The sequence below is a fragment of the Psychrobacter sp. TPE 89C genome (assembly GCF_055522395.1).
Genome location: NZ_JBVFXW010000010.1, coordinates 43,595 through 57,728, shown reverse-complemented (window position 1 = coordinate 57,728; position 14,134 = coordinate 43,595). Strand labels below are relative to the sequence as shown.

Genomic DNA, 14,134 nt, shown 5'->3' with positions numbered 1-14,134 from the left:
CAAGACGATTGCCACGCTACGTCTAATATAAAGGTTGTATGTTATGAAATACACATTAACAAAAGCCAACCCTGATGCAGATATCTATCCTGCACAGACCAGTCAAACGGTCAATGACCCTATCGAAGACGAAGTTAATAAAAACGTCTTTATGGGTCGTCTCGAAGACCTCGTCCATTCGACAGCAAACTGGGGGCGCAAGCACTCACTATGGCCATTTAACTTTGGTACTTCTTGCTGCTATGTAGAATACGCCACCACCTTGACAGCCGTTCATGATTTATCACGCTTTGGTGCTGAGGTTATTCGTGCCTCGCCTCGTCAAGCAGATGTCATGATCGTCGCCGGTACTTGTTTTGTCAAAATGGCACCTGTTATTCAACGTCTTTATGAGCAAATGCTTGAGCCAAAATGGGTCATCTCAATGGGTGCCTGTGCCAACTCTGGTGGTATGTATGATATCTACTCTGTCGTACAAGGCGTAGATAAAATCATTCCAGTCGATGTCTATGTGCCAGGCTGTCCGCCGCGTCCAGAAGCTTTGATTCAAGGTTTGATGTTATTGCAAGAATCTATCACCAAAGAGCGTCGTCCGCTGGGTATCCATGTCAATGAGCAGGGTATTTATAAGCCACAGATGACGCCTGAGCGTGACCGTAAGCAAGCAGATCGTATTGCTGTTAAAAACTTGCGTAGCCCAGATAGCATTTAGATTTGTGCGTTTAGATTTGTAGCGATAGCAACAACCTCAATATTTTATGCCCTCATCATAGTTCGGTTATGATTAACATAGCTTAGTTATGGTTGACATAGTTCGGTTATGACTAACATAGTTCAGTTATGATTAATGAAGGAATACATCATTCATGGTCACGGTAGTCGAAAACATAGATCCTAAGATTAAGCCTGTCCCAGCCGTTATCAAAGAGCTGGAGCAGAAGTATGCCGGTAAGTTTGTCGTGCAGCACACTGTTGATGAGATTCCAACGGTTTGGGTTGCGCGTGCGGATTTGCTCGATGTTCTCTTATTCCTGCGTAAATTGCCACAGCCATACGTCATGCTATTTGACTTATCAGCGATAGATGAGCGTTTACGCCAGCATCGCGCGGGTTTGCCTGATAGTGATTTTACGGTTTTTTATCACTTGATGTCGCTTGAGCGCAATAGTGACGTACGTATCAAAGTCGCGCTGAGCGAAGATGATGTCAATGTACCGAGCGCCACCAATATTTGGCCAAACGCCAACTGGTATGAGCGCGAAGTATGGGATATGTTCGGTATTGTCTTTACAGGTCATCCGCATTTGACCCGTATCTTATTACCAAAATACTGGGAAGGTCATCCATTACGTAAAGAGTATCATGCGCGTGCGACTGAATTTACTCCGTATTTCTTGAATACCGCCAAGCAGCAATACGAGCAAGAGAACCTGCGTTTTGTCCCAGAAGAATGGGGCATGAAGCGTTCAGGTCGTGATGAAGATTTTATGTTCTTGAACATCGGTCCTAACCATCCCTCTGCTCATGGTGCCTTCCGTTTGGTGCTACAGCTCGATGGCGAAGAAGTCGTCGATTGTATTCCTGATATCGGCTATCACCATCGCGGCGCAGAAAAAATGGCTGAGCGTCAAACCTGGCACTCATTTATTCCTTATACCGACCGAATCGATTATCTTGGCGGTGTGATGAATGAGCTGCCGTACATCATGTCGGTCGAAAAGCTGGCTGGAATCACCATTCCACCGCGCGCTGAAACCATCCGCGTGATGATGAGCGAGTTTTTCCGTATTACCAATAACTTATTATTCGTCGGTACTTTCATTCAGGATGCGGGCGGTATGACCCCTGTATTCTATATGTTTACCGATCGCCAAAAAGCCTATGACGTCATCGAAGCCGTGACTGGCTATCGTATGCATCCCGCTTGGTTCCGTATCGGCGGTACAGCTGCTGATCTGCCACGTGGCTGGCAACGTCTGGTTCGTGAGTTCTTAGATTGGATGCCAAAACGCTTGGACGAATATGTCAAAGCAGCATTACAAAACAGCGTGCTCAAAGGCCGTACTCAAGGGGTTGCTCAGTATAATGCCAAGCAAGCATTGGCTTGGGGCGTCACTGGTGCAGGTCTACGTGCGACAGGCGTTGACTTTGATCTGCGTAAAGCACGTCCATATATGGGCTATGAGAATTACGACTTTGAAGTGCCAGTTGGTTACAACGGTGATGCTTATGACCGTTGTATGGTCAAAGTCGAAGAGATGCGTCAGTCGTTACGTATCATTCGCCAGTGCATGGATAATATGCCACAAGGCCCTTATAAAGCGGATCATCCACTAGCGGTACCACCGCCGAAAGACCGTACCTTGAACGATATTGAGACGCTGATTAATCACTTTATCTCAGTATCTTGGGGTCCTGTGATGCCAGCGGGCGAGTGTACGACGATTGTAGAAGCGACCAAAGGTCTCAACAGCTATTACATCACCTCAGATAAGGCGACGATGAGCTATCGTACTCGTATCCGTACACCGACATTTGCGCATTTGCAGCAGATGCCGTCCGTGATTAATGGTTCGCTCGTCTCTGATGCCATTATGTATCTGGCATCGATTGATATTGTGATGGCCGATTGTGATCGCTAATACTTTGATCGTTGATGCTGTGATCAGAAAATTATCGTTATTAAAGAAATACGTTTATCAATATATCATTGCCAAATGGCACACCAAAATGCTGATATCTTGCCATGTAGCGACACTCGTAAAACTGCCGCTATTAGCTGATAAAGCGTGATGAGTGAGGACAGATAGAAGACTATGAAAATTGTTTCCGACAAAATGCCAAAAGTAGATGTGGCAAGCATCCTCACTAGCGAGGAAATTGCGGCTATTCATGAGTTTATGCACCATTATCCACAGGCGCGTGCTGCCTCGTTAGATGCACTAAAAATTGTGCAAAAGCGCAACGGCTGGGTCGATGATGGACAAGTCAATGCCATTGCCAATATTCTAGATATTCCAATGTCAGATATGGATGGGGTCGCTACTTTCTTTAACCGTATTTATCGTCAGCCTGTTGGTCGCCATGTCATCCTTATTTGTGATTCAGTGGCTTGTTTCTTGACAGGTTATGAGGCGTTATCGGCTGAAATCAGATCGCAACTGGGTATTGAATATGGTCAGACGACGGCTGATGGTCGTTTTACGCTATTGCCAATTTGCTGTTTAGGTAACTGTGATAAGGGTCCTGCTGTGTTGATTGACGAAGACACCTATGGCCCTGTCCAGCCTGAAGAAGTAACGCAATTATTGGAGCTATACGCATGAGATTAACGCTTTCAGAGCAGATTGCTCAACGTAGCCAAGGCAAAGCGCCAAGCCAGCTTAATGAGCAGCGCATTCCAATTTATGGTGATAAAGCCACAGCGACTAGCGAAACCAAGCCGTTAACATGGCGTCTAGCACATCATGACGCAGTGCTTGATTTGGCCACCTACGAATCTCTAAAAGGTTTCACTGGTTTAAAGCAAGCTTTGAGTCAATCGCCTAAAGAAGTCGGCAATATGATCAAAGCTGCCAACGTCAGAGGCCGCGGCGGTGCAGGTTTTAATGCTGGTTTGAAGTGGACATTTATGTCACCGCCAGATGGCTTACCGCGTTATCTCATTTGTAATGCTGATGAGATGGAGCCGGGTACCTTTAAAGATCGTCTATTGATGGAGCGTCTACCGTTTCAGCTGATTGAAGGTATGTTGATTACCGCTCATGCTATTGGTGCAACTGACGGTTATATCTTTATCCGCGGTGAGTACATCTTGGCCGCTGAACGTTTGGTCGCTGCCATCGAAGAATGCTTGGCCAATAATTTAATGGGTAAGAACATTTTAGGCTCAGATTTTAGCTTTAACTTGCATGTGCATACTGGTGCTGGACGCTATATCTGCGGTGAAGAAACCGCATTGATTAATTGTCTAGAAGGTCGCCGTGCTAACCCACGTACCAAACCGCCTTTCCCGCAAATTTCTGGTGCATGGGGTCGTCCAACGGTTGTCAACAACGTTGAGACTTTATGCAACATGCCAGCCATCTTAAACCATGGCGTTGAATGGTATCAGTCGTTATCTACTATTAAAGGTAAGAGTCAAACGCCAGGTACGAAATTGTTTGGTTGTTCAGGCTTGGTCAATGACCCAGGTCTGTGGGAGTTACCATTTGGTTATACGGCACGCGAAATCATTGAAGATTTAGCGGGTGGTATGCAAGCAGGCAAAACCCTCAAAGCTTGGCTACCGGGCGGCGCTTCTACTGACTTTTTGACCACTGAGCATTTAGATGTGGTGGTGGATTTTGACACCATTCAAAAAGCAGGTAGCCGTATGGGTACTGGGCTGATTATGGTGGTGGATGAAGCTCAAGATATGGTGCCACTCGTTCGCAATCTCGAAATTTTCTTTCAACGCGAATCTTGCGGTTGGTGTACACCATGCCGTGATGGTTTACCGTGGGGCGTCAAACTACTTACTGCTATCAACGATGGCGAAGGGCAAGTAGGCGATGTGGAAAAACTAGAAGGCCTCACGCGTGACTTATGGATTGGTAAAACATTCTGTGCGCATGCGCCAGGTGCGATGGAGCCACTAATGAGTGCGATTAAATATTTCCGTCCAGAGTTTGATCAAAAAATCACTCAGGCGGTTGGTGTAGATATCATTGATGCTGCAGCCAATCAACAGCCAGTAGTGAAATAAGGAGAGCGGCATGGCAGTCATACATATTGATGGAACCACTGTCGAAGTAGATAGCGCGGATAACTTGCTACAAGCTTGTTTATCACTCGGCATTGATGTGCCTTATTTTTGTTATCATCCAGCCCTTGGCTCAGTAGGCTCGTGCCGTCAGTGCGCGGTCAAGCAATTTCAAAACAAAGAAGATATGGAAGCAGGTCGCGGTCGTCTTGTGATGTCATGTATGGTCGCCCCTGGCGATGACATGTACATCTCGGTCACTGATGATGAAGCCAAAGCGTTTCGCAAGTCGATGGTTGAGTTACTCATGACCAACCATCCACATGATTGTCCAACCTGTGAAGAGGGTGGGCATTGCCATCTGCAAGACATGACATATATGTCAGGTCATAGCCGTCGTCGCTATCGCTTTACCAAGCGCACGCATCACAATCAAGAGCTTGGCCCATTCATCGCGCATGAGATGAATCGCTGTATCGCTTGCTATCGTTGTGTACGTTTCTATAAAGACTATGCAGGCGGTGAAGATTTGGGCGTTTATGGCTCAAACAACCGTGTGTATTTTGGTCGTGATAAAGATGGTCAGTTCGAAAGCGAATTCTCAGGCAACTTAACGGAAGTATGCCCAACCGGTGTATTTACTGACAAAACACATTCTGAACGTTATAACCGTAAATGGGACATGCAGTATGCGCCAAGCATCTGTCATGGCTGTTCGGCTGGCTGTAATATTTCACCAGGTGAGCGTTATGGTGAATTGCGCCGTATCGAAAACCGCTATAACGGTGAAGTAAACCGCTATTTCTTATGTGACCGTGGTCGCTTTGGTTATGGCTATGTCAATCGCGACGATCGTCCAACGCAAGCGCTTGAACGTATCAATGATAAGCATGTCAAAATCAATATCGATTATGCATTAGATGAAACCATCAAACGTATCAAAGATAAAAAAGTCATCGGTATTGGCTCACCACGTGCCAGTTTAGAGACCAACTTTGCGCTAAAAAATCTCGTGGGCTTTGATAACTTTTCAACAGGTTTGAACCATCAGCAGCAAGCACTGGTTAATAAATGCATCGAAGTATTAAGTACCGACGGCATTTATAACCCAAGTATGACGGACATTGAAAGCCATGACGCAGTATTAGTATTGGGTGAAGATATCACTCAAACTTCATCGCGTGTCGCATTGTCAGTACGCCAAGCCGCAAAAAACGAAGGCCTGAAAATGGCAGCGGCATTGCAAACGCAACCTTGGCTTGCAGAACCAGTTAAACGTATTGCTCAAGATGCGCTAAGCCCAGTCTATGTCATTGATGTGACGCAGACCAAGCTAGAAGATATCAGTAAAGTGAGCGTGGTGGCGACACCTGAAGACATCACTAAGCTTGGCTTTAAAGTCGCTGATGAAATTGCTAACTTTGCTGATGATTTAGCAGAGATAGTAGATCCACAAGCGGCTGAACAAGATACTGATGCCAGTACTGAGACTGACGGTATGCAAGCATTAGCGAAGCAAATCGCTTATGACTTGATTCAAGCCGATAAGCCATTGGTCATCTCGGGTAGTAGCTTATCGTCTACCGCATTGATAGAAGCAGCGGCGCAGATTACTCAAGCATTGACGCAAAAACGCGCGGCAATCAAAGCCACTGAACAGCAGCAAGTTGAAGCGCATAACGCCAAAGTAAAAGCTCAAGCGCAGTCTGCTAATGACCAGCCTGAAGAAGATCAAGACTTATCTGCTAAGCCAAACAAACCTGAAACGGGCGTGAATACAGAAGCGCAAGATGATGTAGAACGCGCTCCTGCCGAACCGCTCGAATTAAAAGAAGTGAACAGTAAGTATCAGGCACAAGCAGGTATTTACTTAACGGTTACCGATGCTAATAGCATGGGTGTTTGCATGCTCGGCGGTCAATCAGTAGAAGAGTTGTTAGCGACTGATTTCGATGTGGTTATCGTTGCTGAAAATCAGCTGACTGATGCCATTGATGCCAATAAATTGACGCAGCTATTGACGGATAAAACCGTCATTGCACTGGATCATCAGCTGCTTGATTGGCATAAAGATGTCGATATCGTATTGCCAGCGGCTAGTTTTGCAGAAGCAGACGGCACATTGATATCTGCTGAAGGCCGTGCCCAGCGTTTCTTCCAAGTTTATGATAATGAATATTACCATCCGATGAGTAGTATCAAAGAAGGCTGGCGCTGGTTGCATGCAGTGCATAGCAGCATCGAAGGTCGTGATGTCGATTGGACACAGCTAGATGATGTCATCAATGCATTGATCGCAACCCATCCTAAGCTTGCTGGGATTAAAGGCGCTGCACCTGATGCTGCTTACCGTATGACTGGTCTTAAGATTGCGCGTCAGCCACGCCGCTATTCAGGTCGTACCGCTATGCGTGCCCCGATATCCGTCCATGAGCCGATGCAGCCAAAAGATTTAGACACCGGTTTAACTTTCTCAATGGAAGGCTATAGCGGTAAAGAAACACCAAGCTCGATGATTCCTTTTGCCAACGCGGCAGGCTGGAACTCACCGCAAGCGTGGAACAAATACCAAGACAAAGTCGGCGGTCATCTCAAAAATGGTGATCCAGGCGTACGATTATTTGATCAGCTAGCACGTTTAGAAACACGCCAATATGTTGCGCCAGAAGCAATGTCTGCGACTACAACAGATATGCAGCAAGGCCAAGCGAAACTAGTACCTATCTATAATATCTACGCCAGCTCAATGATGGCCTCTCGTAGTCCAGTCGTCGCTGAGCAATTACCTGTTGCCGCATGGCGTATCGGTATGGATGATGCTAAGGACTGGAATATTGCTGCTGGTGATTACTTGGCGATTGAGATTGATAAGCAACAAATCACCTTGCCAGTACAGATCGTCGGTTACTTAGCAGAAGGTTGTATCGGTTACCCAGTTGGGCAGGTGAGTATCATTCACCCGTCGATGCCAGCATCGGTACGTAAAGTTGATGCACCAGTCACTATGATGGGCAGTATGGCTAACGATATGATGAACAATAATGACATGATTAACGATAACGATACTGCGCAAATGAACGCAGCGCTGATCACCACACAGGAGGTGTAATATGCAAGTTACCCGTATTATCCCTGATGTGCCAAGCTTTTTGACTGGTAGCCTAAGCTTTGATGCTTGGTCTATCTTATTTCTGGTTGGGCAGTCACTGGTTATCTTCTTAGTCGTGGTATTGGTTGCGGCGATGATGATTATCTATGAGCGCCGTATGTTGGCCTTATGGCAAGATCGTTATGGTCCAAACCGTGTGGGTCCATTTGGTTCGTTGCAGCTGGTCGCTGATATGCTCAAAATCTTCTTTAAAGAAGATTGGACACCGAACTTTACCGATAAGTTTATGTTTACATTGGCACCTGCGGTCGCAATGTTTACTGCCTTGGCCTCATTTGCCATCATTCCTATCTCGCCAATGCTTGGCGTGGTTGATTGGGATATCGGTATTCTGTTCTTCTTTGCCATGGCAGGTATTGCTGTCTATGCAGTGATGTTCGGTGGTTGGGCTTCTGCCAACAAGTTCTCGTTATTGGGCGGCCTACGTTCAGCGGCACAAACCATCAGTTACGAAGTCTTTTTAGGCTTGTCTTTGATGGGTGTGGTTGCACTGACAGGCTCATTTAACTTACGTGCTATTGTTGAAGCACAAGCAGACGGTTGGTATATCATCCCGCAGTTTTTTGGCTTTTTAACTTTTGTGGTGGCCGGTGTTGCCGTTACGCATAGACATCCATTTGATCAACCAGAAGCAGAGCAAGAGCTGGCCGAAGGGTATCATGTTGAATATTCTGGCATGAAGTTTGGTATGTTCTTTATCGGAGAATATGTCAACGTTGTCTTGATTTCTGCATTGATGACTTGCTTGTTTTTTGGCGGTTGGCTTGCACCTTTTAATTTAGATATTCCATTTATTCCACCAGCTTTTTGGTTCATGATTAAAACACTGTTTTTTATGACGATGTTTGTTTTGGCTCGTGGCTCACTTATGCGTCCGCGCTATGATCAGGTAATGAATTTTGGTTGGAAAGTCTGTCTGCCAGTAACACTGATTAATCTGTTGGTTACTGCTGCAGTCATTTTGATCTTTTCCCCAACGTTGTAATCATTACTAGCCATCATTGATGAACTAGGGTAAAGCTGATAAGGATAATAATCCCATGTTTACTACCATAAAAAAGACCGTCATTGGTATATTTACCATTGTTCGCAGTATGTGGATGGTCAATAGTCATGCGCTCAGGCCACGCGACACCATTCTTTATCCTGAAGAGCCCGTACCAGTGCCGCCGCGTTTTCGTGGACGTATTGTGCTGACGCGTGACCCTGATGGTGATGAGCGTTGTGTTGCTTGTAACTTATGTGCTGTGGCATGTCCCGTTGGCTGTATCTCATTACAGAAAGCTGAACGTGAAGACGGCCGCTGGTATCCAGAGTTTTTTAGAATCAACTTTTCGCGATGTATTTTTTGCGGATTGTGTGAAGAGGCATGTCCAACGACAGCCATTCAAATGACACCTGACTTTGAGTTGGGTGAATATAAGCGCCAAGATTTGGTCTATGAAAAAGAGCATTTGCTTATTTCAGGACCAGGTAAATATCCCGATTATAACTATTATCGTGTGACGGGTATGGCGGTAGCGGACAAACCAAAAGGGGCGGCGCAAAATGAAGCTGCACCTATTGATCTAAGGAGTTTGCTGCCATGATGAATATTTTGAACCATCCTGAGTTGGCAGGGTTTTATTCGCTCGCAGCAGTGGCAGTATTTGCCAGTTTGCGCGTGGTGACCCAAGCCAATCCGGTGCATGCTATTTTGTCGATGATTGTGTCATTGTTAGCGATTGCTGGCATATTCTTTGTGCTCGGTGCGCCATTTGCAGGGGCACTAGAAATCGTTGTTTACGCTGGTGCCATTATGGTGCTGTTTGTCTTTGTCATTATGATGCTGAACTTGGGCATGAGCAATGATGAGCGTGAAGAACGCTGGCTCGATGCAGGCACTTGGGCGATACCAACGGGATTGACGATTATTATCGCGGTTGTGCTATATGCGATGATTGGTCTCAATCATGACGAAGCAGCAATGATTGGTGTGACGTCAATTTCGGCGAAAGAAGTCGGTACGGTATTATTTACTAAATATGTCATGCTGATAGAAGTGGCGGCATTATTATTACTAGCTGCTCTGGTCGCCGCTTATCATCTGGGCAAAGAGTCTATAGATGACGAAGTTGACAGTAATGCCAGTCAAGCACTCACACCACGTGTGGGTAGTATCAAGCAATATGACAATGAAAGTACTCATATACAACATGATGCTGTAGAAATGGCTCGGCCATATGAATACAAAGATGTTGACCCGCTTGATTATGTCAGTATGAATGTAGGTACGAAGAAAGTCACGCGCAAGGAGTCAGACTAATGGTACTAGCAGCGAGCGTGGCACAAGAGGTCGCGAATGTGCCGTTTGCCCATGAAGTAGCAGGCTTAGTACAGCCAGCTGTTGAGGTGCAACAGGTATTGGGCCTGATACCCATGAGCCATGGATTGATTTTGGCAGGTATTTTATTTGCTATCGGTCTATGCGGTGTCATGGTACGTCGCAATTTTCTCTTTATGCTTATGAGCCTTGAGATCATGATGAACGCGGCAGCACTAGCATTTGTGGTGGCAGGTAGCCGTTGGGTCGATCCAGATGGACAGATTATGTTTATCTTTATTTTGACGTTAGCAGCAGCAGAGGCCGCCATTGGTTTGGCAATATTATTGCGGTTTTATCATCAGCGTGGGCATTTAGATGTCGATAGCGCCAATGAGATGAAAGGATGATGTCATGAGTTTATTACCATTAACCTTTATATTCCCGCTCGTTGGCTTTTTGATTTTAGCCTTTATGCGCGACAAGCTAACAGAGCAGGTGGCAGCGATTGTCGGTGTGGGTAGCATGCTGTTATCAGCACTATGTACGCTATTCGTTAGCTATACTTTTTTAACCAGTAACCCAGCTGGAACGGTCGTAGAGATTCCGCTGTGGACATGGTTCCAAGTGGGTGATTTTGCGCCAAGCTTTGGTCTTAGTTTTGACGGCTTGGCACTAACGATGACGGGCGTTATTACAGGTATTGGCTTTTTAATCCATTTGTTTGCCGCTTGGTATATGAAAGGCGACACTGGATTTGCCCGTTTCTTTAGCTATATGAATTTGTTCGTTGCTAGCATGCTATTACTGGTATTGGCAGATAACTTGTTCTTGCTATATCTCGGTTGGGAAGGCGTCGGTATCTGTTCTTACCTGTTGATTGGTTTTTATTACCATGACAGAGCCAACGGCCGTGCCGCGATGAAAGCCTTTACCGTCACGCGTGTGGGTGATGTGTTCCTAGCGTTTGGTTTGTTTTTGTTATTCCGTGAATTTGGTACGCTTAATATTCAAGATATTATTACGCGCGCCCCAGAAGTATTCGATATCAACAATCCAACGATGATGCTGACTACGATGATGTTGGTTGGTGGCGCGATGGGTAAATCAGCCCAGCTACCACTACATACGTGGCTTGCTGATGCGATGGCAGGTCCAACACCAGTATCGGCATTGATTCACGCCGCGACGATGGTCACAGCGGGTGTTTACTTAATCGCCCGTCTACATCCATTGTTTGAGCTGACGCCTGGGATCTTATTGTATTGGGTCGGTGGTGTCGGTGCATTGACGCTCATCGTTGCAGGTTTCTGTGCACTGGCACAGACGGATATCAAACGTATCCTTGCTTATTCAACGATGAGTCAGATCGGTTATATGTTCCTAGCACTCGGTGTGGGCGCATGGCAAGGCGCTATCTTCCATCTGATGACGCATGCGTTCTTCAAGGCATTGCTGTTCTTATCATCAGGTGCGGTTATCCTTGCAGTACACCATGAGCAAGATATCTTCAAGATGGGCGGTCTACGCAAAAAGATACCATTGGTATTTTGGTGCTATGTCGTCGGTGGTGGTGCACTTGCAGCCATACCTTGGGTCACCGTTGGCTTTTATTCTAAAGAAGCGATTCTTTGGGAGACTTATGCCACAGGTCATCTAGTATTGTTCTATATGGGTGTGTTCGGCGCTTTCTTAACCGCGATTTATACATTCCGTATGATTTGGATTATCTTCTTTGGTGAAGAAAAAACGCCTGCACACAAATTATCAGGTATGTCGTATTGGTTGCCTTTGACGGTATTGCTAGTATTATCTACAGCCGTTGGTGCATGGATTACACCGCCATTAGATGGTGTCTTACCAGAGAGTGTCGGTCACTTATTAGAAGTCGCGGGTCAAGCGCATGCTAAGCATACTGCAGAGTATATCGCGATGGGTGCAATGGGCGCGGGCTTGATATTGGCAGCATTATTATACGTCGTAGATAAAGGTAGAATGCTTACCAGCTTTAAGCGCTCACGTATTGGTGGGGCGCTATATCACTGGTGCTATCATGGCCTAGGTTTTGATGCGCTATACGATGTAATTTTTGTAAAACCCTTTTTGTTCATCGGCCGCTTACTTAAAGCCGACCCTATTGATAAAACGTGGCTCATCCTACCTAAGCTGGCTTCAGCAGGTAATAAGGTGTTGTCTGCGACGCAAACAGGGTCACTTCGAGGTTATGCTGCAAGCTTTGGCTTGGGTATGGCTGTATTGCTGGTGCTGGTAATGATGACGGTGGTATAAGATGATTGAGTTACAACAAACGTGGATGCTACCAGCATTAATCGCAATTCCTTTTATTGCAGGATTGCTATGTTGGTTGGTCGAACGGTTTAATAAACGTCTACCGCGCTGGATTGCCTTAATCGGCATGACGCTGACCTTTGTATTGTCACTAGTATTGTGGCATTACGGTGACTTTAGCGGAATGAGTAAGCAAGTGATTGCTCCGAGCGCAAACGTGCCTTGGGTCGCTGAATTCAGTGTGCCATGGATACCGAGCTTTGGTATCAGCTTTCATTTAGCGTTAGATGGTTTGTCACTGATGATGGTGGCTTTGACAGGACTGCTCGGTATTGCAGCGGTTGCCTGTTCGTGGAATGAGATTCAACGCCGAGTTGGTTTCTTCCATCTGAACTTGTTATGGAGCTTAGGCGGCGTCATTGGTGTTTTCTTAGCTATTGATTTGTTCTTATTCTTCTTCTTTTGGGAGATGATGCTGGTTCCTATCTACTTCTTGATCGCGATTTGGGGTCATGATGTGGTTGGCAAAACCAAAGAGTATGCAGCAACCAAGTTCTTTATTTATACCCAAGCTTCTGGGCTTATCATGCTCATTGGTATCTTGATGTTGGTCATTATTAGCTATGCCCAAAAAGGTGTGGTTAGCTTTAATTATAATGACTTGCTTGGTACGTCGTTGGGTGGTTGGGAATATCCAATCATGCTGTGTTTCTTTATCGGTTTTGCGGTGAAATTGCCAATTATCCCTTTCCATGGTTGGTTGCCAGATGCGCATGCACAAGCACCAACGGCAGGCTCAGTGGATTTGGCGGGTGTACTGATTAAAACTGCGGCATATGGTCTGATTCGTTTTGTGTTGCCATTGTTTCCAGTAGCGTCACAAGAGTTTGCACCGATTGCCATTACTTTAGGTACGATTGGTATCTTCTACGGTGCATGGTTAGCCTTTATGCAGACCGATATGAAGCGTCTGCTGGCTTATACCAGTATCTCGCACATGGGTTTTGTAGTATTGGCAATCTATGCTGGTACATTACTCAGCTTGCAAGGTCTGATGATTCAGATGTTGGCACACGGTCTGAGTTCAGCGGCATTGTTCATTATGGCAGGTCAGTTATATGAGCGCCTGCACACACGTGATTTGACCTTGATGGGCGGTATGTGGGGACAGTTCCGTTACTATGCGCCGATATTGATGTTCTTCTGTGCAGCGTTACTGGGTATCCCAGGTACAGGTAACTTCATTGGCGAGTTCATGATTTTATTTGGCTCATTTGCTCAGTATCCTGTGTTTGTAGTCTTTGCAACATTCAGTTTAGTATTAGCAGGTCTGTACTCGCTGATTCTTATTCATCGCGCGTTATTTGGTAAAAACAACATCGAAGCAGTCGCAATACAAGAAACCAAATCACATGGTTTGCCACCGCGCAAACTCAAAGATTTGGGCAAACGTGAGTTGTCGTTGTTACTTATGCTAGCTGCTGGACTGGTCTGGTTAGGTCTATATCCACAGCCTTTCCTTGATACATCAAGTCACGCGATGCAGTGGATTAACAATGCATATACCTATAGTCAAGTAACACAAGTAGATGCGTCGCACCTGCTTGATGCAATGGAGGCACGTTAAGTC

Annotated in this window: 11 protein-coding genes; all 11 read left to right on the top strand. The window is 45.8% G+C overall.

From position 1 onward, the window contains the following. Positions 1-43: 43 nt before the first annotated feature. Positions 44-712, top strand: coding sequence for a NuoB/complex I 20 kDa subunit family protein (locus ACZW67_RS05245; protein ID WP_465182419.1), 669 nt, complete (start codon positions 44-46; stop codon positions 710-712). Positions 713-866: 154 nt separating this feature from the next. Beyond that, the gene (nuoC, locus tag ACZW67_RS05240; RefSeq protein WP_194196868.1) at positions 867-2,642 is read left to right on the top strand and encodes an NADH-quinone oxidoreductase subunit C/D; all 1,776 of its coding nucleotides are present in this window, start codon (positions 867-869) and stop codon (positions 2,640-2,642) included. A gap of 174 nt (positions 2,643-2,816) precedes the next feature. Continuing rightward, on the top strand, positions 2,817-3,326 hold the full coding sequence (nuoE, locus tag ACZW67_RS05235) for an NADH-quinone oxidoreductase subunit NuoE (protein WP_465182418.1): 510 nt from the start codon (positions 2,817-2,819) through the stop codon (positions 3,324-3,326). After that, entirely contained in the window at positions 3,323-4,747 is a 1,425-nt protein-coding gene (gene nuoF, locus ACZW67_RS05230; protein WP_465182417.1) for an NADH-quinone oxidoreductase subunit NuoF, read from the top strand. Before nuoE ends, nuoF begins: the two co-directional genes overlap by 4 nt. Before the next feature lie 10 nt (positions 4,748-4,757). Further along, positions 4,758-7,853, top strand: coding sequence for an NADH-quinone oxidoreductase subunit NuoG (nuoG, locus tag ACZW67_RS05225; protein ID WP_465182416.1), 3,096 nt, complete (start codon positions 4,758-4,760; stop codon positions 7,851-7,853). 1 nt (position 7,854) lies between these two features. Beyond that, a complete protein-coding gene (gene nuoH / locus ACZW67_RS05220) occupies positions 7,855-8,898 on the top strand; it encodes an NADH-quinone oxidoreductase subunit NuoH (protein WP_465182415.1) in 1,044 nt (347 codons plus the stop codon). A 55-nt stretch (positions 8,899-8,953) separates the two neighbouring features. Then, complete coding sequence (gene nuoI / locus ACZW67_RS05215; RefSeq protein ID WP_110922265.1) at positions 8,954-9,502, top strand: NADH-quinone oxidoreductase subunit NuoI; 549 nt, start codon at positions 8,954-8,956, stop codon at positions 9,500-9,502. Further along, a complete protein-coding gene (nuoJ, locus tag ACZW67_RS05210) occupies positions 9,499-10,218 on the top strand; it encodes an NADH-quinone oxidoreductase subunit J (protein WP_465182414.1) in 720 nt (239 codons plus the stop codon). Before nuoI ends, nuoJ begins: the two co-directional genes overlap by 4 nt. 98 nt (positions 10,219-10,316) lie before the next feature. After that, on the top strand, positions 10,317-10,625 hold the full coding sequence (nuoK, locus tag ACZW67_RS05205; protein WP_041753378.1) for an NADH-quinone oxidoreductase subunit NuoK: 309 nt from the start codon (positions 10,317-10,319) through the stop codon (positions 10,623-10,625). Between the two features lie 4 nt (positions 10,626-10,629). Continuing rightward, entirely contained in the window at positions 10,630-12,504 is a 1,875-nt protein-coding gene (gene nuoL, locus ACZW67_RS05200; RefSeq protein ID WP_465182413.1) for an NADH-quinone oxidoreductase subunit L, read from the top strand. A 1-nt stretch (position 12,505) separates the two neighbouring features. Further along, the gene (gene nuoM, locus ACZW67_RS05195; protein WP_110922268.1) at positions 12,506-14,131 is read left to right on the top strand and encodes an NADH-quinone oxidoreductase subunit M; all 1,626 of its coding nucleotides are present in this window, start codon (positions 12,506-12,508) and stop codon (positions 14,129-14,131) included. Positions 14,132-14,134 lie beyond the last annotated feature (3 nt).